The sequence below is a fragment of the Gelidimonas diazotrophica genome (genome assembly GCF_055694025.1).
The window spans coordinates 2225523-2248169 of the sequence record NZ_CM146349.1 but is presented as its reverse complement, the minus strand read 5'-3'; the positions used below and the strand labels follow the sequence as shown (position 1 = coordinate 2248169).

At 49.1% G+C, this 22647-nt stretch carries 22 protein-coding genes and 1 tRNA gene; 19 read left to right on the top strand and 4 right to left on the bottom strand.

Features of this window, described 5'->3' with window-relative positions; genetic code table 11:
- Positions 1-25: 25 nt before the first annotated feature.
- The 4 genes from KGFNPO_RS10470 to gloB all read right to left on the bottom strand — a co-directional run bounded on the left by KGFNPO_RS10470 (position 26) and on the right by gloB (position 5986).
- Complete coding sequence (locus KGFNPO_RS10470; RefSeq protein WP_472631230.1) at positions 26-2068, bottom strand: oxidoreductase; 2043 nt, start codon at positions 2066-2068, stop codon at positions 26-28.
- Between the two features lie 323 nt (positions 2069-2391).
- Complete coding sequence (locus KGFNPO_RS10465) at positions 2392-3297, bottom strand: recombination-associated protein RdgC (RefSeq protein WP_472631229.1); 906 nt, start codon at positions 3295-3297, stop codon at positions 2392-2394.
- Between the two features lie 198 nt (positions 3298-3495).
- On the bottom strand, positions 3496-4962 hold the full coding sequence (locus KGFNPO_RS10460) for a transglycosylase SLT domain-containing protein (RefSeq protein WP_472631228.1): 1467 nt from the start codon (positions 4960-4962) through the stop codon (positions 3496-3498).
- Positions 4963-5191: 229 nt separating this feature from the next.
- Complete coding sequence (gloB, locus tag KGFNPO_RS10455) at positions 5192-5986, bottom strand: hydroxyacylglutathione hydrolase (protein WP_472631227.1); 795 nt, start codon at positions 5984-5986, stop codon at positions 5192-5194.
- Between gloB and KGFNPO_RS10450 the strand changes: the two genes are divergently transcribed.
- From KGFNPO_RS10450 to KGFNPO_RS10360, 19 genes are all read left to right on the top strand, one after another.
- Positions 5985-6755 carry a class I SAM-dependent methyltransferase gene (locus KGFNPO_RS10450; protein WP_472631226.1) on the top strand — a complete coding sequence of 257 codons (771 nt, stop codon included), beginning with the start codon at positions 5985-5987 and terminating at the stop codon, positions 6753-6755. The two genes, gloB and KGFNPO_RS10450, sit on opposite strands and share 2 nt — an antisense overlap.
- Positions 6748-7182, top strand: coding sequence for a ribonuclease HI (gene rnhA / locus KGFNPO_RS10445; RefSeq protein ID WP_472631225.1), 435 nt, complete (start codon positions 6748-6750; stop codon positions 7180-7182). The genes KGFNPO_RS10450 and rnhA overlap by 8 nt, the downstream gene beginning before the upstream one ends.
- Before the next feature lie 113 nt (positions 7183-7295).
- Entirely contained in the window at positions 7296-8006 is a 711-nt protein-coding gene (gene dnaQ / locus KGFNPO_RS10440) for a DNA polymerase III subunit epsilon (RefSeq protein ID WP_472631224.1), read from the top strand.
- A gap of 156 nt (positions 8007-8162) precedes the next feature.
- Positions 8163-8909: a triose-phosphate isomerase gene (gene tpiA, locus KGFNPO_RS10435; protein WP_472631223.1), complete on the top strand. Its 747-nt coding sequence runs from the start codon at positions 8163-8165 to the stop codon at positions 8907-8909.
- A 55-nt stretch (positions 8910-8964) separates the two neighbouring features.
- Positions 8965-9351 (top strand): preprotein translocase subunit SecG, encoded by a 387-nt coding sequence (gene secG, locus KGFNPO_RS10430; protein ID WP_472631222.1) that lies wholly within the window; start codon positions 8965-8967, stop codon positions 9349-9351.
- 85 nt (positions 9352-9436) lie between these two features.
- Positions 9437-9521 (top strand) — tRNA-Leu (locus KGFNPO_RS10425).
- A 109-nt stretch (positions 9522-9630) separates the two neighbouring features.
- The gene (locus KGFNPO_RS10420) at positions 9631-9990 is read left to right on the top strand and encodes an NADH-quinone oxidoreductase subunit A (protein WP_472631221.1); all 360 of its coding nucleotides are present in this window, start codon (positions 9631-9633) and stop codon (positions 9988-9990) included.
- Between the two features lie 3 nt (positions 9991-9993).
- Positions 9994-10470, top strand: coding sequence for a NuoB/complex I 20 kDa subunit family protein (locus KGFNPO_RS10415; RefSeq protein WP_025917902.1), 477 nt, complete (start codon positions 9994-9996; stop codon positions 10468-10470).
- A gap of 18 nt (positions 10471-10488) precedes the next feature.
- Positions 10489-11097 (top strand): NADH-quinone oxidoreductase subunit C, encoded by a 609-nt coding sequence (locus KGFNPO_RS10410; RefSeq protein ID WP_472631220.1) that lies wholly within the window; start codon positions 10489-10491, stop codon positions 11095-11097.
- On the top strand, positions 11084-12337 hold the full coding sequence (locus KGFNPO_RS10405) for an NADH-quinone oxidoreductase subunit D (protein ID WP_472631219.1): 1254 nt from the start codon (positions 11084-11086) through the stop codon (positions 12335-12337). The genes KGFNPO_RS10410 and KGFNPO_RS10405 overlap by 14 nt, the downstream gene beginning before the upstream one ends.
- Before the next feature lie 28 nt (positions 12338-12365).
- On the top strand, positions 12366-12845 hold the full coding sequence (nuoE, locus tag KGFNPO_RS10400; RefSeq protein ID WP_472631218.1) for an NADH-quinone oxidoreductase subunit NuoE: 480 nt from the start codon (positions 12366-12368) through the stop codon (positions 12843-12845).
- Positions 12842-14137: an NADH-quinone oxidoreductase subunit NuoF gene (gene nuoF / locus KGFNPO_RS10395; protein WP_472631217.1), complete on the top strand. Its 1296-nt coding sequence runs from the start codon at positions 12842-12844 to the stop codon at positions 14135-14137. Before nuoE ends, nuoF begins: the two co-directional genes overlap by 4 nt.
- Before the next feature lie 24 nt (positions 14138-14161).
- Complete coding sequence (gene nuoG, locus KGFNPO_RS10390; protein WP_472631216.1) at positions 14162-16480, top strand: NADH-quinone oxidoreductase subunit NuoG; 2319 nt, start codon at positions 14162-14164, stop codon at positions 16478-16480.
- On the top strand, positions 16480-17553 hold the full coding sequence (gene nuoH, locus KGFNPO_RS10385) for an NADH-quinone oxidoreductase subunit NuoH (RefSeq protein ID WP_472612963.1): 1074 nt from the start codon (positions 16480-16482) through the stop codon (positions 17551-17553). The genes nuoG and nuoH overlap by 1 nt, the downstream gene beginning before the upstream one ends.
- 24 nt (positions 17554-17577) lie before the next feature.
- Positions 17578-18066, top strand: coding sequence for an NADH-quinone oxidoreductase subunit NuoI (nuoI, locus tag KGFNPO_RS10380; protein WP_472612962.1), 489 nt, complete (start codon positions 17578-17580; stop codon positions 18064-18066).
- A gap of 23 nt (positions 18067-18089) precedes the next feature.
- Positions 18090-18746 (top strand): NADH-quinone oxidoreductase subunit J, encoded by a 657-nt coding sequence (locus KGFNPO_RS10375; RefSeq protein ID WP_472612961.1) that lies wholly within the window; start codon positions 18090-18092, stop codon positions 18744-18746.
- A gap of 12 nt (positions 18747-18758) precedes the next feature.
- Positions 18759-19067: an NADH-quinone oxidoreductase subunit NuoK gene (gene nuoK, locus KGFNPO_RS10370; protein ID WP_472612960.1), complete on the top strand. Its 309-nt coding sequence runs from the start codon at positions 18759-18761 to the stop codon at positions 19065-19067.
- Positions 19068-19116: 49 nt separating this feature from the next.
- Positions 19117-21138, top strand: coding sequence for an NADH-quinone oxidoreductase subunit L (gene nuoL, locus KGFNPO_RS10365; protein ID WP_472631215.1), 2022 nt, complete (start codon positions 19117-19119; stop codon positions 21136-21138).
- 17 nt (positions 21139-21155) lie between these two features.
- Entirely contained in the window at positions 21156-22643 is a 1488-nt protein-coding gene (locus KGFNPO_RS10360) for an NADH-quinone oxidoreductase subunit M (protein ID WP_472634451.1), read from the top strand.
- The last annotated feature ends 4 nt before the right edge of the window (positions 22644-22647 follow it).

Here is a 22647-nt window from a genome sequence, read left to right as displayed (position 1 = left end):
GTACTCCCGTCTTGTATATTGCTGCTTACAGCCGTGCCGCCAGTTCCGCACCTTCGCGAATCGCTCGTTTCGCATCCAGTTCCGTTGCCAGTGCCGCGCCGCCGATCAGATGAAATCTTGGCCCGCCGGTCGATTTTTCTGCCGGCATCAATTCGGCCAGCGCATCCTGTCCGGCGCACAGGATGACGTGGTCGACTTCCAGTAAGCGGGGTTTCCCATCGACTGTAATGTGCAGACCTTGATCATCGATCCTGTCGTAACCGACGCCGGCCAGCATTTCCACCTTACTGCGCTGAAGCGTGGCGCGATGCACCCAGCCGGAAGTCTTGCCCAGGCTGGCGCCCAGTTTGCTGGCTTTGCGCTGCAGCAGGTAAATCTGCCGCAGCGGCGCTTCCAGTTTCGGCGCAACCAGGCCGCCATTGCCGCTATCGGATGCGGCGTTCAAATTCACACCCCATTCGCCGGCCCAGTGCGCCAGCGGTACCGGCAACGCCACTTCAGAATCATGCAGCAGGTATTCGCCGACATCGAAACCGATGCCGCCGGCACCGATGATCGCAACCCGCTTGCCGACTTGCGCCCGGTCGCGCAACACATCGATGTATGACAATACTTTCGGATGACCGACGCCATCGATGCGCGGCGTGCGCGGCTTGATTCCGGTGGCGACGATGATGTCGTCGAAACCTTGCGCCATCAACTGTTCGCGGGTGGCGCGCTGGTTTAGCTGCAGCTTGACGCCAGTCAGTTCGATCTGGCGGCTGAAGTAACGGATCGTTTCGCTGAATTCTTCCTTGCCGGGCACCCGCATGGCCATGTTGAACTGGCCGCCGATGCCCGCGCTGGCTTCAAACAGCGTTACATCGTGGCCGCATTCGGCGGCCACGGTGGCGGCTGACAAGCCGGCCGGACCGGCGCCGACTACTGCCACCCGGCGCTTCTTGGCAGTTTTTGCATACACCAGTTCGGTCTCGTGCCCGGCGCGTGGATTGACCAGGCAACTGGCGCGCTTGTTAGCGAAAGTGTGGTCGAGGCAGGCCTGGTTGCAGCCGATGCAGGTATTGATCTGGTCGCTGCGGCCGTTGGCGGCCTTATTGACGAAATCAGGATCGGCCAGAAATGGGCGCGCCATCGAAATCATGTCGGCGTCGCCGTTTCGCAGGATGTCTTCGGCTTCGGCCGGCATGTTGATGCGGTTGGAAGCCACTACCGGGATCGATAATTCCTGTCGCAGACGCGCTGCCACGCTGCGAAAAGCAGCGCGCGGCACCGAGGTCACGATGGTCGGCACCCGCGCTTCGTGCCAGCCGTAGCCGGTATTCATGATGGTCACGCCGGCCTGTTCTAGCGCTTTGGCAACCGTCACCACCTCATCCCAGCTGTTGCCGCCATCGATCAAGTCCAGCAGAGAATGGCGATACATGATGATGAAATTGCCGCCGACCGCAGCGCGCACCCGGCGCACGATGTCGACCGGCAGGCGCATTCGGTTTTCGATGGTGCCGCCCCAGCGATCGGTGCGCAGATTGGTGCGGGCGCACAGAAATTGATTCAGCAGATAGCCTTCGCTACCCATGATTTCGATGCCGTCATAACCGGCACGCTGCGCCAGTCGGGCACAGCGGATGTAATCGCGGATGGTGCTTTCAATGCCTTTTTCGCTCAATGCACGCGGGCGGAATTTTGAAATCGGCGATTTTACTGTCGAGGCAGAAACCACCAACGGCTGATAGCCGTAACGTCCCGCATGCAGGATTTGCATCAGGATTTTGCCGCCTTCCTGATGCACGGCGGTAGTCACGCGCCGATGATTCCAGAGATCGAATACGCTATTGAGCGTGCCGCCGAACGGCAGCAACCAGCCGCGCCGGTCCGGTGAAATTCCGCCGGTGACGATCAGGCCGACCCCGCCGCGCGCCCGTTCGCGGAAGTAGGCGGCGAGTTTGGCGTAATTGTAAAAACGGTCTTCCAGCCCGGTATGCATCGAACCCATCATCACCCGATTGCGCAGAGTGGTGAAGCCAAGGTCGAGCGGTGCCAGCAGGTGAGGGTAGTGTGGATTGATCATAGTGGTTGCAAACGCATCGACAGATGGAAAGACAGGTATTGGAACCTATTTCTGTAGATGGCAGGCTCTAAAGTCTGTGGCCGTGCAGCCGGAAAGCAGCATGATGGTGCAGATCGCAATCCGTTTGCGAGGCAGGTGCATCTTTAAAAGATTGGCATAAATCAATAAATGTGCCAGTATTTTTTAATACGCCCACTATATACGCGGAAATAGCCATATTAATGGCTATACTCCGACATATATTGTTATGTTGCCGAGGCCTGTACTTGGCCTATATTCGACGCAAAATGAAGATTTTACGGGCAATTTAGAGCGCGACCCGGCTACGGCTGCTGCGGTGTTTCCCCTCCCATTGCTGCCACCAGGTCGCCTAGCATACGGTTGAGTTCGCCGGTCATCAGCGCAAAGTCGGAGTCGAAACGTTCTTCATCGTTTTGCATCTTGCTGTCGGAGTTTTCCTTGATAACATCCAGCGCGGTGACGCGTTTGATCGCCAGCGATTCGGTCAGCACGAATGAAATCCGGTCGGCCCAGGTCAGCGCCAGCCGCGTGCATTGCTTGCCGGCGGCAATATGACGCCGTACATCGTCCGGATCGATGGTGTGGCTGACGTAGCGCACTGCAGCCTTGTCTTCGCCGGCTGAACGCAATTCGGTATCCTGATCGATGGTAAAACCCGCCGGCGCTTCGTCGGCCACCAGCCAGGACGTCATGGCCGCCACCGGCGATTGCGCAACTCGCAGGCTGTGCAGCTGTACATCGTTGACCACTTTCAGCAGCGGCTTGAGCAGTTCATCGGCTTTTGTCGGGCTGGCCGCATCCACCACCAGCCAGCCATTGACCGGATCGATCCAGGCCCAGGTGTTGCGCCGGATGCTGAATGCGCGCGGCAGCAATTCGTCGGTAACTTGTTCCTTGAGATCGCGCATTTGCTTGCGGCCGGGTTTGAATCCCTGCTGTTCTTCGAGTTCTGCGGCCTTGGCTTTGCATACCTGGTTAATGACGGAGGCCGGCAAAAGCTTTTTCTCGGTGCCGAGCATGATCAGCAACTGGCCGTTGACTGTGTGCACCAGCAAGTCATTGTCGCGCGGCGAGGCCCAGCCCTGATTTTGCAGGTCCATGCTGGTGGACGGCCCGAAAGCCAGCTTTGCCAGAGCCAGATTGAGGCTTTCGGCAGTCAGATTTACGGGGAGGGCAAGGCGATACAACTGGAGATTTTTGAACCACATGATAGATATATAAATGTATGAATGAATGCGCGAGCATGGAGTTTCCGGCCAACCTGGAATGGTTTGCCGGAAATTATCGATTGGTGGAAATATCCGGCCGCGGACGTACCGGGCTATTGGATTTTACGCATCGTAATCCAGCGCATCAGGCCGCCGATGGAATCATCGGTAGCCCGGGATGCCGGGGGAATGACGGAATTAACGGTTGCGTTTCTTGCTGGGGGCCTTGACGCGGCGGCTGCTGGCGCGGGCGCTGCTGCGGCCCGTACCCGTATTGCTGGCAAATGGCACCTGCAGACGTAGACGCTGCCCGAATTTCAGCTGGTCGCGGTTCAGGCTATTCCAGTCCTTGAGTTGCGCAATCGAGACTTGGTAGCGATTCGCGATCGAGATCAGGCTGTCTCGCTTGCCTACCTTGACGACGATGTTTTTGGTATCGGGATGATCCGGCTCGACCGAGATGGTGGCATTGTCTGCAATGTCGGAAGTGATGTCGTTGTAGAAGGTATCGATGACTTTCGGCACCAGGATGGTGGACCCGGCCTTGAGCACCATTTTTTGCGCAATATGGTTGACTTCGCGAATTATTTCAGCCTTGGTACCGAACATGCGGGCGATGTTTTCGATCCGCTCGCGGGTGCCGACGGTGATCGAAGTCCAGGTGGAGAGCGGACGCTGCCATTTGGCAAGATTGCGCTGGAATTTTTCAGCGTTTTCATGCGGCAATAAAATCTGGGTTTTCTCGCCGCCGATGATGATCGGGCGATTGAACTGGGGGTTTAGCGCCTTGAATTCAGTGATCGGCAATTCCGCCAGCTGGGCTGCGATCTTGATGTCGATGTTGCGGGTTTTATTGATGGTGACGAAATACGGCTGATTTTCCACTTTTGGCAAGTTGATGCCATAGTGCCCCGGATCGGCGATGATATTTTTAATTGCCAGCAATTTCGGAACGTAATTGCGGGTTTCTGCCGGCATCAGATTCGACAGGCCATTGAAATCAGTCGGCTTGCCGGCAGCTTCGTTCTTCTTCATGGCGCGCTGCACCGAGCCTTCACCCCAGTTATAGGCTGCCAGCGCCAGCTGCCAGTCGCCGAACATGCCGTACAGCTTCTCCAGATAATTGAGGGCAGCGTCAGTCGATGCCAGAACATCGCGCCGTTCATCCTTGAACATGGTTTGCTTGAGCTTGAACATCAAACCGGTAGAAGGAATGAATTGCCACATGCCGGATGCCTTGGCGCTGGAATAGGCTTCCGGGTTGAAAGCGGATTCGACAAAAGGCAACAGCGCCAGTTCGGTCGGCATGCCGCGCTTGTCCAGTTCCTGCACTACATGAAATAAATAGCGCGATGCGCGTTTGGTGGTGCGCAAAAAATATTCCGGGTTGGCGCTGTAGAGCGCCGCCTGGCTGGCCACTAGCGGGCTGTCCAGGTCCTGGATACTGAAACCTGTACGGATGCGCTCCCAGACGTCGACTTCTTCCATCGCCAGCACTTGCGCAGCATCGTTCTCGTCGCCGCCAAATGCGGTTCCAGGCGCCATGATGGCGGAAGAAATCGTGATGTCGTTAGCTTGACTTAGGAAGGGGGCGCTGATGCACAGCAGCAGCGCAAGCTTGAGTGGGAGTAGGGGGAATCGGGATAATCGAGATAATCGGCACATGGGATTGATTTGGTTTGGCTGAATCATCGTCTTTAAGGGTATAAATTCAATCGTTGGAGTGTACGTAGCTGCCTTTTATCGCGCAAGCAATATTACATTTTTACGTTTGACTTACCTGCCTGGTATCAGCTTTGCAATAAATATTTTCCAGAGTTTTTTTATTGTATTTTTTTTAACAAGAAAAAAGTGTCTTTTTGGCAGTCTGCACCGCCCTATAGTTAGAGAAATATCAACGGAAAGTGTTTTTCCATTCGCGCAGCGCAGCAAATGCAGCTACCGGCGTATTCTCCCGCAGCCTGCCGCTGGCGATCAGGCGCCCGACGATGGCCGGCGTCTGGTCGCGCAAAAAAGGATTAGTCGCTTTTTCCAGCCCGATGGTCGATGGCACGGTTGCCAATCCCTGTTCGCGTTTTTCTTGTTCGCGCTCGAAGCGCAACGCCAGGGCGGCATTTTCCGGTTCGACTTCCAGCGCAAAGCGCAAGTTGGCGAGGGTATATTCATGCGCGCAATAGACTTGCGTCGAATCCGGCAATGCCGCCAACTTAGTCAGGGAGGCGCGCATTTGCGCCGGCGTACCCTCGAACAAACGCCCGCAACCGCCGGCAAACAGTGTGTCGCCGCAAAATAGCCAGCCCTGCTCCGGCGCCAGATAGGCGATATGCCCCAGAGTATGACCAGGCACCTCCAGCACCGAGAATTGCAGCCCCAGTTCAGGTACAGTCACGCCATCGTCTTGCGACAACCGCTGGCTCACGCCTGTGATAGTCTCGTTTGCCGGGCCATATACCGGCACCGCGAAGTGCTGTAATAATTGCGTTACGCCACCAACGTGGTCACCGTGATGGTGCGTCAGCAAAATAGCGACCAGTTTCAGGTGCAGGCTGGCGAGTACAGCTAAAATGGGCGCCGCATCACCGGGATCGACCACCACGGCAGAATGTGTATCGTGTATCAGCCATAGATAATTATCGTTAAATGCAGGTACAGCTAATACAATCAAAGGTTTGGGAAGTCCGGTAGACATGGCATATCCGTCATCACAAAAATCCATTATAGCGCTCGGTTCCTGGCTCGATACACCGGCTGGCGCATACCTGCGCGCCTGGGAACAGGCCCGCTTTGATGCATTGACTGTGGATATTTTCGGCTTCAATGCAGTCCAGATAGGACTGCCACAAATAGCCGCGCTGAACGCCAACAGGATGCCGCGCCGGTGGCTGACGAACACCCATTTCCCAAAACAGGCGACGCTGCCGATTACGCTACTGCATGATTTTTCCGAACTGCCCTTTGCGTCGCAAAGCCTGGATCTGGTGGTGTTGCCGCATGTGCTGGAGTTCGCCCAGGAGCCGCACCAGATTCTGCGCGAGGTGGAGCGCGTCCTGATACCGGAAGGGCAGGTCATCATCAGCGGCTTTAATCCAGCCAGTCTTTGGGGTATTCGGCAGGTGGTGGGACGACTCAGCGGAGCGCATTTTTTGCCGCAGAATGGGGAATTCATCAGCCTGCCGCGTTTGAAAGATTGGCTCAAGTTGCTCAACATGGAAGTCAGTCGTGGACATTTTGGTTGCTATGTGCCGCCCTGCAAAACCGACCAGTGGCTGCAGCGTTTTGCCTTCATGGAAAAAGCGGGTGATCGCTGGTGGCCGTATTTTGGCGCGGTTTATATGGTACAGGCAATCAAGCGTGTCAAAGGCATGCATCTGATCGGCCCGGTCTGGAGCAAAAAACCAGTGCAAGCGGGCAACCGCGTGCCAGTCGCTAATAAAATCAGCAGAAAAAACAATGGATAAAATTGAAATATATACAGATGGCGCTTGCAAGGGCAACCCGGGACCAGGTGGCTGGGGCGCACTGCTAGTAGCCGATGGAAAACAGAAGGAATTATTTGGCGGCGAATTAAATACCACCAATAACCGGATGGAGTTGACCGCCATCATCGAAGCATTGGCGGCGCTCAACCGGCCGTGCGAAGTGGTGCTGCATACCGATAGCCAGTACGTGCTCAAGGGGATTACCGAGTGGATCAAAGGCTGGAAGGCGCGCGGCTGGAAAACCGCTGCCAAAGCGCCGGTTAAGAACGTCGATTTATGGCTAACCCTGGATGCCGAGCAAGCCAGACACCGTATTGAATGGCGCTGGGTGCGCGGACATTCCGGCCATGTCGGCAATGAACGCGCCGATGCGCTCGCCAATCTTGGCGTGGAATCCATCCTATAAATTTAACATATGGAGTATGCCGTAAAATAGCATTATTTCCGCAATATAATATTGGCTATAAAAAAATACACTAGATAAGTATGTGTAGATGCCATGAGCAGGTAAAAGTGACTATGCGGCAAATTCTCCTCGATACAGAAACAACCGGTTTGAACGCGCGCTCGGGCGACCGCATTATTGAAATCGGTTGCGTAGAGCTTCTGAGCCGCCGCCTTACCGGCAATAATCTGCATTTTTACATCAATCCGGAGCGCGACTCGGAAGAGGGTGCGCTTGCAGTGCATGGCTTGACGACCGAGTTTTTGAGCAACAAGCCCAAATTTGCAGAAGTCGCAAACGATTTGCTGGATTATGTCAACGGCGCTGAAATCATTATCCACAACGCGCCTTTCGATCTGGCGTTTCTGAATGCCGAACTTAAACGCCTCGATTTGCAGAACTTTGATACTTACACAGGAAAAATTACCGATACGCTAGTGCAGGCAAAAGAATTGCACCCAGGCAAACGCAACTCACTGAACGCCCTGTGCGACCGCTATGGCATTTCGAATGCGCATCGCACCTTGCATGGCGCGCTGCTGGATGCGGAATTGCTGGCCGAAGTCTATCTAGCTCTGACGCGCGGGCAAAACAGTTTTTCCATCGATCTGGTAGCCCCGGAGCAAGAACTTGCCAGCGGCACCGTTACGGAAATGCCGCCGCTAGCGGATGTCATCCGCGTTTGCGCTACAGCGGAAGAGCTTGCCGAACATGAGGCCATTTTAATTAGCCTTGATAAAGAGACCAGAGGCGATTGTGTATGGGGCAAGAAAAACGCTGATTAATTGCTCGATAAATTTGGCTTGAAGGAACAGTTGTCCAGGACAGTTCTTCGTGAAAATTGCATGCTGACATGCTACGCATCGATAAGTTAGCCTTGAAGTTTGACCGTCCCCGTGGCAACGGGCTAGAATGCGGGGTTATTGAAAATTTGGGCTGATATGCGTCGCAAACTTGTTTGTGGAAACTGGAAAATGAATGGGAATCTGGCCTCGAATGCCGCGTTGTTGGCGGGCATCAAGGTAGGGTTGTCACAGTCAGGCTGTGAAGTGGCGGTCTGCGTACCGGCAGTCTATCTTGCACAATGTCAATCAGAATTGACGGGCAGCGGGTCGGGCTGGGGAGCGCAAGACGTTTCTGCGCATGCTGCAGGTGCATACACCGGTGAAATATCTGTATCCATGTTGCAGGATTTTTCCTGCAAGTACGTGATACTGGGACACTCGGAGCGGCGCGCCTATTATGGCGAATCCGATGCGTTGGTTGCGTTGAAAATGCAGCGCGTCATCCAATCCGGCATGACGCCGATTGTGTGCGTTGGCGAGACTCTTGCGCAGCGTGAGGCAGGGCAAACTAAAGCTGTGGTCGGCGCTCAAATGGACGTCCTGCTAGCGGCGATTGATGATGCTGATCTGGGGAAAGTGGTGATCGCTTACGAGCCGGTATGGGCTATTGGCACGGGCAAAACTGCAACGCCAGAAATGGCGCAGGACGTACATGCGATATTGCGCGCCAAACTGGCGCAAAAAAATGGCGAATTGGCGCGAGCAGTGCGAATTCTATATGGCGGCAGCATGAAGCCTGATAATGCACGAGAATTACTCGCAATGCCTGATATCGATGGCGGTTTGATCGGTGGCGCTGCATTGAATTCGGCGGATTTTCTGGCAATCGTGCATTCAGCCTGATGGTTGAATGTCGGCATTAAAAATAATAGATTTTTATAAGATTGGAAATTGTTAAATGCAATCCTTGTTTACTACCATCGTTGTAGTGCAGATCGTGTCTGCGCTGGCAATCATAGCGCTAGTTTTGTTGCAACACGGCAAAGGTGCTGATATGGGCGCCGCTTTCGGTTCTGGGGCGTCCGGCAGTTTGTTCGGCGCCACGGGCTCTTCAAATTTTTTGTCGAAATCGACCGGTTTAGCTGCAGTAATTTTCTTCAGCGCAACTTTGGCTTTGGCTTATTTCAGCAATAAAGGTACTGTCCCTACGGGTGGCGTCATGGATAATTTTCCTGCAACATCGGCACCGGCACCGGCTGCTGATAGTGTGCCGAAGCCGAGTCCAGCGGGCGTTACCAAGACCCCTGCGCCTGCTACAGGCAATGCAGGTCAGATTCCTAAATAAGTTAGAAAATAATGCGTTTGCATAATACTTAGCTGCAATTGTGCATTGAACAAAGATGTTAAGCGAGTTAAAATGTAGGACTAGTGCCGACGTGGTGAAATTGGTAGACACGCTATCTTGAGGGGGTAGTGGCGAAAGCTGTGCGAGTTCGAGTCTCGCCGCCGGCACCAAAATTTTAGAGGCCAGCATAAGAAATCTTAAGCTGGCTTTTTATTGAGAAGAAAGCTGTTTGGCCTGTTGTTTCAGGCGGTATGCGTCCAGCGCAATTACGAGAAAAATGTGAACCTCGAAACTTACTTCCCCATTCTGTTATTTATTCTGGTTGGTATCGGCGTCGGTATCGTGCCGCAGGTGCTGGGTCGCCTGATGGCACCTCATTCGCCTGATGCTGAAAAGCTATCTCCTTACGAGTGCGGCTTCGAAGCTTTCGAAGATGCGCGCATGAAGTTTGATGTGCGCTACTACCTGATCGCAATTCTGTTTATTTTGTTCGATCTGGAAACTGCGTTTTTCTTTCCCTGGGGCGTAGCAATGCGCGATCTTGGCTGGGCCGGCTTTGTAACGATGTCAGTGTTTATCGTTGAATTCGCTGTCGGTTTTTGGTACATCTGGAAGAAAGGTGCCCTTGATTGGGAGTGAGTCATGTCGATTGAAGGCGTATTAAACGAGGGTTTTGTCACCACAACGGCAGATAAGTTGATTAATTGGACGCGCACGGGTTCTATGTGGCCTATGACGTTTGGTTTGGCTTGCTGTGCTGTTGAAATGATGCATGCAGGCGCATCGCGTTACGATATGGATCGTTTTGGCGTAGTTTTTCGCCCGTCACCGCGGCAGTCGGATGTGATGATTGTGGCTGGTACATTGTGCAATAAGATGGCTCCGGCACTGCGTAAGGTATATGACCAGATGGCTGAGCCGCGTTGGGTAATCTCCATGGGGTCATGTGCCAATGGTGGTGGCTATTACCATTATTCCTATTCGGTAGTGCGTGGTTGCGATCGCATTGTGCCAGTAGATATTTATGTGCCAGGTTGTCCGCCGACAGCGGAGGCGCTTCTCTACGGCATCATGCAGTTGCAAAACAAGATCAAGCGCACCAATACCATTGCGCGCTAATAGGATGATCGATTGAAAATGATGACAAAACTGGAATCGCTTGAGGCTGCTTTGCGCAGTGTGATCGCGGATCGTCTCGAGGGTCTGACGGTTGCTTTTGGTGAAATCACTATGCTGGTGGCGGCGTCAAACTATTTGTCGGTGATGCGCGCCTTGCGCGAACATGCTGATCTGCGTTTTGATGAGTTGATTGATTTATGTGGCGTCGATTATTCGACGTATGGTGATGGCGCATGGGACGGATCGCGTTATGCAGTGGTTTCGCATCTGCTTTCCATGGAGCATAACTGGCGTTTGCGTGTACGGGTATTCGCGCCGGACGATGAGGTGCCGCTGCTGGCTTCCATTATTACTATATGGAATTCGGCAAACTGGTACGAGCGTGAAGCTTTTGATTTTTTTGGCATTATGTTCGATGGTCATCCTGATTTGCGTCGAATTCTGACTGATTATGGTTTTATCGGCCATCCGTTCCGCAAGGATTTCCCGGTCTCCGGTTACGTCGAAATGCGCTACGACCCAGAGCAAAAGCGAGTGATTTATCAGCCAGTGACGATCGAGCCTCGTGAAATTACGCCACGCGTGATTCGTGAAGAAAATTACGGGATGAATAATGGCTCAAATTAAAAACTACACACTCAATTTCGGCCCGCAGCACCCTGCCGCGCATGGTGTCTTGCGCATGGTTCTGGAACTCGATGGTGAAGTGATACAGCGTGCCGATCCGCACATTGGCTTATTGCACCGAGGCACAGAAAAACTAGCTGAACAAAAAACTTATCTGCAATCGGTTCCTTACATGGATCGTCTCGATTATGTGTCGATGATGTGTAACGAACATGCCTATGTGATGGCAATCGAGAAGTTGCTCGGTCTGGAAGTGCCTTTGCGTGCGCAGTATATTCGCGTGATGTTCGATGAGATTACCCGCCTGCTGAATCACTTGCTCTGGTTGGGCGCGCATGCTCTTGATGTGGGTGCTATGGGCGTGTTTCTATATGCGTTTCGTGAACGTGAAGATTTAATGGATTGCTATGAGGCAGTCTCTGGCGCGCGTTTGCATGCTGCTTATTATCGCCCGGGCGGTGTGTATCGGGATCTTCCTGATTCCATGCCGCAACACAAAGCATCAATTCTGCGCAACGAAAAGGCTATCAAGGCGTTAAATCAAAATCGGCAAGGTTCATTGCTGGATTTTATTGAGGATTTCACAAACCGGTTTCCAACCTACGTTGATGAATATGAGACATTGCTGACGGATAACCGCATCTGGAAGCAGCGTCTGGTGGGAGTTGGTGTGGTATCTCCGGAACGTGCAAAAGCCATGGGATTTACGGGGCCGATGTTGCGCGGTTCCGGTGTCGAGTGGGATTTGCGTAAAAAACAGCCATATGAAGTTTACGACTTGCTGGATTTTGATATCCCAGTGGGCGTCAATGGCGATTGCTACGATCGTTATCTGGTGCGGATTGAAGAAATGCGTCAATCCAACAATATCATCAAGCAATGCATTGATTGGTTGCGCAACAATTCGGGTCCGGTCATGACCGATAACAATAAAATTGCACCACCAAGCCGCGTCAATATGAAATCCAACATGGAAGAGCTAATTCATCACTTCAAGCTGTTTTCAGAAGGCTTTCATATTCCTGCTGGAGAGGCTTACGCTTCGATTGAGCACCCGAAAGGCGAGTTTGGCATCTACATGATTTCCGATGGTGCCAATAAACCCTATCGTCTCAAGATTCGCGCGCCAGGATTCGCGCATCTGCAAGGACTGGATGAAATGGCAAGAGGTCATATGCTTGCTGATGCGGTAACAATCATTGGTACTCAGGATATTGTGTTCGGTGAGATTGACCGTTAAATGCGTGTCGATATTTGAGGCAAAAATAATGCTGTTATCAGAACAATCGTATAAGAAAATTGATCGCGAAATTGCGAAATTTCCTGCCGACCAGAAACAATCTGCGGTCATGGCTGCATTGGCTATTGCCCAGGATGAAACAGGTTGGCTAGCGCCGGAAGTGCTGCAGGATATTGCAAGTTATCTGGGCATGCCCGCTATTGCGGTCCAGGAAGTGGCAACGTTTTACAACATGTACAACCTTAAACCGGTTGGAAAAAACAAGATTACGGTATGCACCAATCTGCCGTGCGCCTTGTCCGGTGGCGAACGTGCCGCACACTATCTGAAGCAAAAACTGGGCATTGATTACAAAGAAACTACGAGCGATGACCAATTCACTCTGCTTGAAGGTGAGTGCATGGGAGCATGTGGCGACGCACCAGTAATGATAATAAATAACAAGCGTATGTGTAGTCATATGTCCAATGACCGTATCGACGTGCTGTTGGAGGAATTGAAGAAATGACGAGTCTTCATAATCGGCACATTGATCCACTCATTCTGGCAGGACTCGATGGCACTAACTGGCACTTGGGTGATTACGTCAAGCGTGGCGGCTATGAAGCCCTCAAACGCATCCTTGCCGAAAAAATCACGCCAGAGCAGGTCATTGCAGAATTAAAAAGCTCATCTTTGCGTGGTCGCGGGGGCGCTGGATTTCCAACGGGACTGAAGTGGAGCTTTATGCCACGCCAGTTTCCAGGGCAAAAATATCTGCTGTGTAACACGGATGAAGGGGAGCCTGGCACATTCAAGGACCGTGACATCATTCGTTATAATCCGCATGCCTTAATTGAAGGTATGGCTATAGGTGCTTACGCGATGGGAATCACTGTTGGATACAACTATATCCATGGTGAAATTTTTGCTGAATATGAGCGCTTTGAAGAAGCACTTGAGGAAGCGCGTGCGGCCGGCATGTTGGGCGACAATATTTGCGGAGCCGGTTTTAAATTTCAGTTGCATGCATTCCACGGTTACGGGGCATATATTTGCGGTGAAGAGACTGCATTGCTGGAGTCATTGGAAGGAAAAAAAGGCCAACCCCGATTCAAGCCACCTTTTCCTGCCAGTTTCGGTTTATATGGCAAGCCGACCACGATCAATAATACTGAAACATTTGCAGCGGTACCTTTCGTATTTCGTCTTGGCGGCGAAGCTTATGCGGCAATAGGCAAACCGAATAACGGCGGTACCAAAATTTTCTCGGTATCCGGCGACGTGGCAAAACCAGGCAACTATGAGATTCCGTTGGGTACGCCGTTTGCCACTTTGTTGGAACTGGCTGGGGGAATGCGCGACGGAAAAAAAATCAAGGCGGTTATTCCAGGTGGGTCCTCGGCGCCGGTGATAATTGGTGATGCAATGATGGCTACTGACATGGATTACGATTCGATCGCAAAAGCCGGATCGATGCTTGGTTCAGGCGCGGTGATCGTTCTAGATGAAACTAGATGTATGGTCAAATCGTTGCTGCGCTTATCGTATTTTTATTTTGAAGAATCGTGCGGGCAATGTACCCCATGCCGCGAAGGCACCGGCTGGATGTACAGAATGGTGCATAGGATCGAGCATGGCGAAGGCCGACCTGAGGATTTGGATATTCTCAATTCCGTTGCCGACAACATTCAAGGGCGCACGATTTGTGCGCTGGGTGATGCTGCAGCAATGCCAGTACGTGCATTCATCAAGAATTTCCGCGAAGAGTTTGAATATCACATCGAGCATAAGCATTGCTTGGTGCCCGCATACTTATAAGCCAGGTTAGGTAAAAGTAAAGCCATGGTCGAAATCGAAATAGACGGTATAAAAGTAGAAGTGCAAGAAGGCAGCATGGTTATGGATGCTGCGAATAAACTTGGCACCTATATTCCACATTTTTGCTATCACAAGAAATTGTCGATCGCAGCGAACTGCCGCATGTGCCTGGTCGAGGTTGAGAAAGCGCCCAAGCCATTGCCAGCATGTGCAACGCCCGTTACATCCGGAATGATAGTGCGCACGAAGAGTGAGAGGGCTGTCAAGGCCCAAAAAGGGGTAATGGAATTCTTGCTGATAAATCATCCGTTGGATTGCCCAATTTGCGATCAGGGCGGTGAATGTCAACTTCAGGATCTGGCAGTTGGCTATGGCGCCTCCTCCTCACGATACCATGAAGAAAAACGCGTCGTATTTCATAAAGACGCCGGTCCCCTGATTTCGATGGAGGAAATGACGCGTTGCATTCACTGCACCCGCTGCGTACGTTTCGGCCAGGAAATCGCTGGCGTGATGGAACTCGGCATGCTAAATCGTGGTGAACATGCCGAAATAACTGCATTTGTGGGCAAGACAGTTGACTCTGAGTTATCTGGCAACATGATCGATTTATGTCCAGTAGGGGCGCTGACTTCAAAACCCTTCCGTTACACCGCACGTACTTGGGAATTATCACGGCGAAAGTCTGTTAGTCCCCATGACGGTCTAGGCGCAAATCTTGTCGTGCAAGTTAAAAATAATAGGGTGATGCGCGTTCTGCCGCTCGAAAACGAGGGCATTAATGAATGCTGGCTGTCGGATAAGGATCGTTTTTCGTATGAGGGTCTAAACAGCGAAGATCGCCTTACCAAACCGATGATTAAACAGGGTGACCTGTGGCAGGAAACGGACTGGCAGACAGCGTTGGAATACGTTGCACATGGCTTACAAAACATTAAGAATGAACATGGTGGCGATGCGCTTGCTGCGCTTGCCACACCGAATTCAACCCTTGAAGAGTTGTCGTTGTTGCAAAAACTTGTCAGGGGAATCGGTTCCGATAACGTTGATTTTCGCCTCCGCCAGTCGGATTTTTCGCTTGATGGAAAAATTACGCCCTGGCTAGGCATGTCGATTGCAGAGTTTGCGCAGTTAAAGCAAGTTTTTGTCGTTGGCTCATTTTTACGCAAGGATCATCCGCTATTAGCCTCGCGTTTGCGTCAGGCAGTCAAGCTAGGGGCAAAGTTAAATATTCTGCATGCAACCGACGATGACTTGTTAATCCCTATTTCAAATAAAATTATCCAGGCGCCGACTGACTGGTTATCTATATTGGGTGAAATAATTGTTGCCGTATCGCAAGAAAAAAATATTACTGTTCCTGCGCAGTTTGCCAGTTTGGAACCATCCAATGAAGCAAAAAATATTGCTTCTGGATTGTTGCTAGATCTACCTAAAGCAATTTTTCTCGGTAATGCCGCTTCACAACATCCGCATGCCGCACAACTGCATGCGGCTATAGAGTGGCTTTCCGATAATACTGGCTCTAAATTTGGTTATTTGACGGAAGCTGCCAATACCGTAGGCGGTTACTTGGCTAATGCAATTCCGGTAAACGGGACGAATGCAGCACAGTTTTTATCGGTGCCGCGCAAAGCATACCTGTTATTGAACGCAGAACCTGCTGTCGATTGTGCCAACCCGCAAGTGGCGAATGACGCTTTGGAACAGGCTGAAATGGTAGTAGTGATGTCGGCATTTAAACATGCTCTTGATTATGCCGATGTCTTGCTGCCGATAACACCTTTTACTGAAACATCTGGTTCCTACGTGAATTGCGAAGGGCGCATACAAAGCTTCAATGGTACGGTTAAACCACTTGGCGAAGCGCGACCTGGCTGGAAAGTGTTGCGGGTATTGGGCAACTTGCTCGATATACCTGAGTTTAATTATGAATCCTCTGAAGTTATTCGTGATGAAATTATTGGTGATGGAATTGTTACTGGACGTTTGAATAACAACGCTAGAGCACAATTGAATTCACCAGTCACAGAGAAACCCGGTCTACAACGGATTGCAGATGTGCCGATCTATTTCACAGATGCGATAGTACGACGTGCTGCTTCGCTTCAAAAGACTTCCGATGCAGCGGTACCAGTAGCTTATTTGTCGGCCACTCTGTTTGCAAAACTTGGATTGCAAAATGATGCCCGAGTTGTCGTACGCCAAGGTGCAGGTAGCGCCTTATTGACGGCAGCAATTGGCGTCGGTCAGCCAGAACATGTAGTAAGAGTGGCGGCTGGACATCCTTCGACGGCAATGCTTGGTGCAATGTTTGGTCCTGTTTCTGTGGAGCGTGGCTAATGGATCAAATGCTTGTCACAATTCAAGCGACTGGACAAAATTTCTTCGGTTTCTTGTGGCCTCTAGTCTGGAACTTAGTGAAAATAATTTGTATCGTACTGCCTGTTATGGCTTGCGTTGCTTATTTGACACTGTGGGAACGCAAGTTAATTGGCTGGATGCATGTACGCATAGGACCCAATCGAGTAGGTCCTGCCGGTCTGCTGCAGCCGATTGCAGATGCGTTGAAACTATTGTTGAAAGAAATTATTGTCCCGGCAAAAGCAAATAAAATATTATTTGTGATCGCCCCTATCATGACAATTATGCCGGCATTAGCGGCGTGGGCGGTTATCCCATTTGGTCCTGAGACTGTCTTGGCGAACGTAAACGCGGGATTGCTATTTGTTATGGCGATAACCTCTCTGGAAGTATACGGCGTCATTATTGCCGGATGGGCATCCAATTCAAAGTATGCATTTTTAGGTGCCATGAGGGCTTCCGCTCAAATGATCTCTTACGAGATAGCCATGGGATTTGTATTGGTAATTGTACTGATGGTTTCAGGAAGTCTTAATATTATTGATATTGTGATGACTCAATCCAGTGGTTATTTTGCTGACAAAGGGCTGAATTTTCTTTCATGGAACTGGCTTCCCTTGTTTCCGATGTTTGTTGTCTATGTGATTTCAGGCATTGCAGAGACTAATAGGCATCCATTCGATGTGGTGGAGGGCGAATCGGAAATTGTTGCTGGTCACTTGGTTGAATATTCAGGAATGTCATTTGCTATGTTCTTTTTGGCTGAATATGCCAACATGATTCTAATCTCTGCACTGGCATCATTGATGTTCCTTGGGGGTTGGGCATCACCAATCAATTCTGTCTTGCTTAATTGGGTTCCGGGATGGATCTGGCTTGGAATCAAGACATTCTTGGTCGTGTCGATTTTTATATGGGCGCGCGCGTCTTTCCCACGTTATCGCTACGATCAAATTATGCGTCTCGGTTGGAAAGTATTTATTCCGCTAACTTTGGCATACTTGGTTATTGTTGCTGTCTGGATGCAGACGTCTTTGAATATTTGGAAGTAATTGGAAAGTTGAGGCTGATATCTTATGGAAGCCGTTAAGGATTTTTTTGGTAGTTTAATGCTCCGAGAGTTGCTCAAAGGTTTGGCATTGACCGGACGATATTTATTTGCACGCAAGATTACGGTTCAGTTTCCCGAAGAAAAAACGCCGCAATCACCCCGTTTTCGCGGACTGCATGCTTTACGTCGTTATCCTAATGGTGAAGAACGTTGTATTGCATGCAAACTCTGTGAGGCAGTTTGCCCTGCCATGGCGATTACAATTGAATCTGATCAGCGCGCAGATGGAACGAGAAGAACCACTCGTTATGATATAGATTTGACAAAGTGTATTTTTTGCGGTTTTTGCGAAGAATCTTGCCCAGTTGATTCAATTGTAGAAACGCACATTCTTGAATACCACGGTGAAAAACGTGGTGATTTGTACTACACAAAAGAAATGTTGCTGGCTGTCGGTGACCGCTATGAAAATGAAATCGCTGCAGCTCGCGCAGCTGATGCCGCGTATCGCTAATCTGGTCCTTTATTTGGCTTGTTATGGAATTTAAAACCGTTCTTTTCTATATTTTTTCGGCGATATTAGTTATTGCTGCGACACGCGTTATTACAGCCCGTAATCCGGTACATTCAGCACTTTTTCTTGTGCTGTCTTTTTTTTCGGCGGCCGCACTTTGGATGTTGCTCAAGGCTGAGTTTTTATCGATAGTACTGGTGCTGGTCTATGTCGGTGCAGTAATGGTACTTTTTTTATTCGTCGTAATGATGCTTGACATTAATTTAGGCAAGATGCGCGAAGGTTTCTGGGGATATTTCCCTTTAGCTGCAACCATTGGTGTAGTAATCGCGCTAGAAATGGCTGCAGTGTTAATGCGTGGGTTCTGGATGCCAGAACCACTGATTCCAGCTGCTGCTGACATGATTGGCAATACCAAGGAATTGGGAAAATTGATTTATACGCAATATGTCTATGCATTTGAAATTGCAGCTGTGATTCTCTTAGTTGCTATCATCGCTGCTGTTGCCCTCACAATGCGGCGTCGCAAAGACAGCAAACATTTCCACCCATCGGATGCAGTGAAAGTTAAACGGAATGATCGTATCCGCATTGTAAAGATGAAATCAGAATCTGATCGTTCAAATAATACTAAATCATCAGCATTACCTGCAGCAATCTCTGGAACAGAACAGAAATAAGGATTTCGAAAAATGACACTATCACTAGCGCATTATCTAATTCTAGGCGCAATACTATTTTCGATTTCAATTATTGGTATTTTTTTAAATCGAAAAAATATTATTGTTTTACTTATGGCAATAGAATTAATGTTGCTTGCTGTGAATATGAATTTTGTCGCCTTTTCTCATTATTTGGGAGATGCTGCTGGTCAGATTTTCGTTTTTTTCATTTTGACAGTGGCCGCAGCTGAATCAGCAATTGGCCTCGCCATTCTGATAGTTTTGTTCCGAAATATGGACACTATTAATGTTGAAGATATGGATTCTCTCAAAGGATAACAATCAGATTTTCTGAAATAGACTTTCTGAAATTAATATAAGGGTCATCATGGTGGGGCAACTTAACCCTAATTTACTACTTGTCGTTCCATTGGCGCCCCTTGTGGGATCTGTCATAGCAGGGCTTTTCGGTACCAAATTTTTGGGCAATATTGTTGGTCGAACAGCATCTCATACCGTAACAATACTTGGTGTACTGATTGCATTTGTCCTGTCTTGCATGACATTAAGTGAGGTGTTGAACGGAGCTTCGTTCAATGACACCATATATAACTGGATGACTATTGCTAGATTGAAGTTTGAAATTGGATTCCTGATTGATAGCCTTACTGCCTTGATGATGTGTGTAGTCACATTTGTATCATTGATGGTGCACATCTACACTATCGGTTATATGAAGGATGATGAGGGGTATAACCGTTTCTTTTCGTATATTTCCCTATTTACATTTGCAATGTTGATGCTTGTTATGAGCAACAATTTATTGCAATTGTTTTTTGGCTGGGAAGCCGTGGGCTTAGTTTCTTATCTGTTAATTGGCTTCTGGTTTACGAGGCCGACTGCTACCGCTGCCAGCATGAAAGCATTTTTGGTAAATCGGGTGGGTGACTTTGGTTTTATTCTTGGAGTTGGCCTATTGGTGGCATATACGGGGTCACTCAATTACGGAGAAATATTTGCTCAAAAACAGGAATTAGCAAAGTTGTTATTACCAGGTACGGAATGGTTGTTGATAACAGTTGCCTGCATCTGTTTATTTATTGGTGCAATGGGAAAATCGGCACAGTTTCCATTGCATGTCTGGCTACCTGACTCGATGGAAGGCCCTACACCAATATCTGCCTTGATTCATGCTGCGACAATGGTTACTGCTGGCATTTTTATGGTGGCTCGGATGTCACCATTGTTTGAGTTGTCGGATACAGCATTGTCATTTGTCTTGATTATTGGCTCAATTACTGCATTGTTTATGGGCTTTCTCGGGGTTATCCAAAACGATATTAAGCGGATCGTTGCTTATTCTACTTTGTCCCAATTGGGTTATATGACAGTGGCCTTGGGCGCCTCAGCTTATTCGGTTGCTATATTTCATGTGATGACGCATGCATTCTTTAAGGCATTATTATTCCTGGCTGCCGGCTCAGTAATTATCGGGATGCATCACGTTCAAGATATTCGCCATATGGGCGGCTTGAGAAAATACATGCCTATTACTTGGATAACATCTTTACTAGGTGCGTTGGCATTGATTGGAACACCTTTTTTCTCGGGGTTCTACTCAAAAGATAGCATCATAGAAGCAGTTCATAATTCAACAATTTACGGCTCTGGTTTTGCGAATTTCGCGGTGCTAGCTAGCGTATTTGTAACAGCATTTTATTCATTCCGACTGTATTTCCTGGTTTTTCATGGGAAGGAACGTTTTGGTAAAGCACACGACAACGACGCACATCATGATGCGCACGATGGATTAGCTTTTGGGCAAAAACCACATGAATCTCCGCTTGTGGTAACTTTGCCGCTTATATTTTTAGCAATTCCGTCCGTTATTATTGGTTACTTCGCAATTGGACCACTTTTGTTTGGAGACTTCTTTAAGGATGTTATTTTTGTTGCCGAGGCACATACGGCGATGGCAGAAATTTCAAAAGAATTTCACGGCCCGATTGCAATGGCGATTCACTCATTCACCACTGCGCCTTTCCTTCTTGCCCTGGCAGGTGTTGTTAGCGCATATTATTTCTACATGGTAGACCCACGTATTCCTGCATACATCAAGGATAAATCAGGCCCAATTTATAATTTACTGGATAACAAATATTATCTAGATAAGTTTAATGAAGTGGTTATCGCTGGCGGTGCTCGTTTACTTGGTAATGGTTTATGGAGTATTGGTGATAAAACCTTAATTGACGGATTTTTAGTTAATGGTAGTGCTAAATTAATTCGCTTGTTATCGAGACTTTCCAGAAAAATTCAGTCAGGATATCTCTATCACTACGCCTTTGTAATGATCCTCGGCGTTTTAGGCTTTTTAATTTATTTCATGCCTTTTCCGTTCGCTAAATAAGCTGGCTAATAATATCCATTATGCAATCAACTTTCCCACTTTTGAGTTTAGCGATTTGGTGTCCTATCGCTTTTGGTATCTTCATTTTGGCATTTGGTCGTGATGACAATCCTGGTTTGGTTCGGGTTGCATCACTGATTGGTGCAGTTGCAAGTTTCTTTGTTACGTTACCTCTGCTTCGGGGCTTCGATAATGCTGCGCATGGCATGCAATTTGTTGAGAAACATAGTTGGATTGATCGCTTCAATATCAATTATTTTCTCGGAATTGATGGTATCTCAATATGGTTCGTTGTTCTGACATCCTTCATTACAGTGATCGTTGTTATTTCAGCATGGGAAGTGATTGAGAAAAAAGTTGCCCAATATATGGGGGCTTTCCTGATTTTATCAGGCCTGATGGTAGGTGTTTTTTGTGCGCTGGATGGCATGTTGTTTTATGTTTTCTTTGAATCAACTCTAATCCCGATGTTTATCATTATCGGCATATGGGGCGGCGCGAATCGTGTCTACGCAGCATTCAAGTTCTTTCTCTATACGCTGATGGGTTCTCTGCTAACGTTATTAGCAATTTTGTATCTTTATACCAAGACAGGCAGCTTTGACATCCTTGTATGGCATGAATTCCCACTGACGTTATCCGTTCAAATATTTATTTTTCTTGCGTTCCTTATGGCTTTTGCTGTCAAGGTTCCGATGTGGCCAGTACATACTTGGTTGCCAGATGCCCACGTGGAGGCACCTACTGGTGGATCGGTAGTGCTCGCAGCTATTATGCTGAAACTGGGCGCTTACGGCTTTCTACGCTTTTCTTTACCAATTACGCCGGATGCTAGTCACTATTTGTCAGGCTTCATGATTACCTTATCCCTGATTGCCGTGATTTATATTGGACTGGTTGCAATGGTGCAGAAAGATATGAAGAAACTGGTAGCCTATTCCTCGATTGCACATATGGGATTTGTGACACTGGGTTTCTTCATGTTTAATGATTTATCGGTGCAGGGTGGCATTGCTCAGATGATTTCCCATGGCTTTGTTTCAGCCGCCATGTTTCTTTGTGTTGGCGTGCTTTACGATCGCATGCATTCGCGTCAGATTGCAGATTATGGTGGGGTGATAAATACTATGCCGAAGTTTGCTGCTTTTTTTGTTCTATTTTCCATGGCAAATTCCGGTCTGCCGGCGACATCCGGGTTTGTTGGTGAGTTTATGGTGATTTTAGGCGCCGTAAAATTCAATTTCTGGATTGGTATGCTCGCTGCAACTGCTCTTATTTTGGGAGCAGCATATTCTCTCTGGATGGCCAAGCGCGTGATATTTGGTGAAATTGCAAACGAGCATGTAAAGCAACTGCCGGATATTAATAAACGTGAATTTTTTATGCTAGCTTTATTAGCCATAGCAGTAATCGGAATGGGTTTGTACCCAGCTCCATTTACAGACGTAATGCAAACGTCTGTCACGGACTTATTGAAACATGTCGCTATCTCAAAAGTGAACTAGAACA

Coding starts and splice junctions, on each gene's coding strand:
- KGFNPO_RS10470 (WP_472631230.1), bottom strand. CDS start 2,068: ATGATCAATCCACACTACCCTCACCTGCTGGCACCGCTCGACCTTGGC.
- KGFNPO_RS10465 (WP_472631229.1), bottom strand. CDS start 3,297: ATGTGGTTCAAAAATCTCCAGTTGTATCGCCTTGCCCTCCCCGTAAAT.
- KGFNPO_RS10460 (WP_472631228.1), bottom strand. CDS start 4,962: ATGTGCCGATTATCTCGATTATCCCGATTCCCCCTACTCCCACTCAAG.
- KGFNPO_RS10450 (WP_472631226.1), top strand. CDS start 5,985: ATGGCATATCCGTCATCACAAAAATCCATTATAGCGCTCGGTTCCTGG.
- gloB (WP_472631227.1), bottom strand. CDS start 5,986: ATGTCTACCGGACTTCCCAAACCTTTGATTGTATTAGCTGTACCTGCA.
- rnhA (WP_472631225.1), top strand. CDS start 6,748: ATGGATAAAATTGAAATATATACAGATGGCGCTTGCAAGGGCAACCCG.
- dnaQ (WP_472631224.1), top strand. CDS start 7,296: ATGCGGCAAATTCTCCTCGATACAGAAACAACCGGTTTGAACGCGCGC.
- tpiA (WP_472631223.1), top strand. CDS start 8,163: ATGCGTCGCAAACTTGTTTGTGGAAACTGGAAAATGAATGGGAATCTG.
- secG (WP_472631222.1), top strand. CDS start 8,965: ATGCAATCCTTGTTTACTACCATCGTTGTAGTGCAGATCGTGTCTGCG.
- KGFNPO_RS10415 (WP_025917902.1), top strand. CDS start 9,994: ATGTCGATTGAAGGCGTATTAAACGAGGGTTTTGTCACCACAACGGCA.
- KGFNPO_RS10410 (WP_472631220.1), top strand. CDS start 10,489: ATGATGACAAAACTGGAATCGCTTGAGGCTGCTTTGCGCAGTGTGATC.
- KGFNPO_RS10405 (WP_472631219.1), top strand. CDS start 11,084: ATGGCTCAAATTAAAAACTACACACTCAATTTCGGCCCGCAGCACCCT.
- nuoE (WP_472631218.1), top strand. CDS start 12,366: ATGCTGTTATCAGAACAATCGTATAAGAAAATTGATCGCGAAATTGCG.
- nuoF (WP_472631217.1), top strand. CDS start 12,842: ATGACGAGTCTTCATAATCGGCACATTGATCCACTCATTCTGGCAGGA.
- nuoG (WP_472631216.1), top strand. CDS start 14,162: ATGGTCGAAATCGAAATAGACGGTATAAAAGTAGAAGTGCAAGAAGGC.
- nuoH (WP_472612963.1), top strand. CDS start 16,480: ATGGATCAAATGCTTGTCACAATTCAAGCGACTGGACAAAATTTCTTC.
- nuoI (WP_472612962.1), top strand. CDS start 17,578: ATGGAAGCCGTTAAGGATTTTTTTGGTAGTTTAATGCTCCGAGAGTTG.
- KGFNPO_RS10375 (WP_472612961.1), top strand. CDS start 18,090: ATGGAATTTAAAACCGTTCTTTTCTATATTTTTTCGGCGATATTAGTT.
- nuoK (WP_472612960.1), top strand. CDS start 18,759: ATGACACTATCACTAGCGCATTATCTAATTCTAGGCGCAATACTATTT.
- nuoL (WP_472631215.1), top strand. CDS start 19,117: ATGGTGGGGCAACTTAACCCTAATTTACTACTTGTCGTTCCATTGGCG.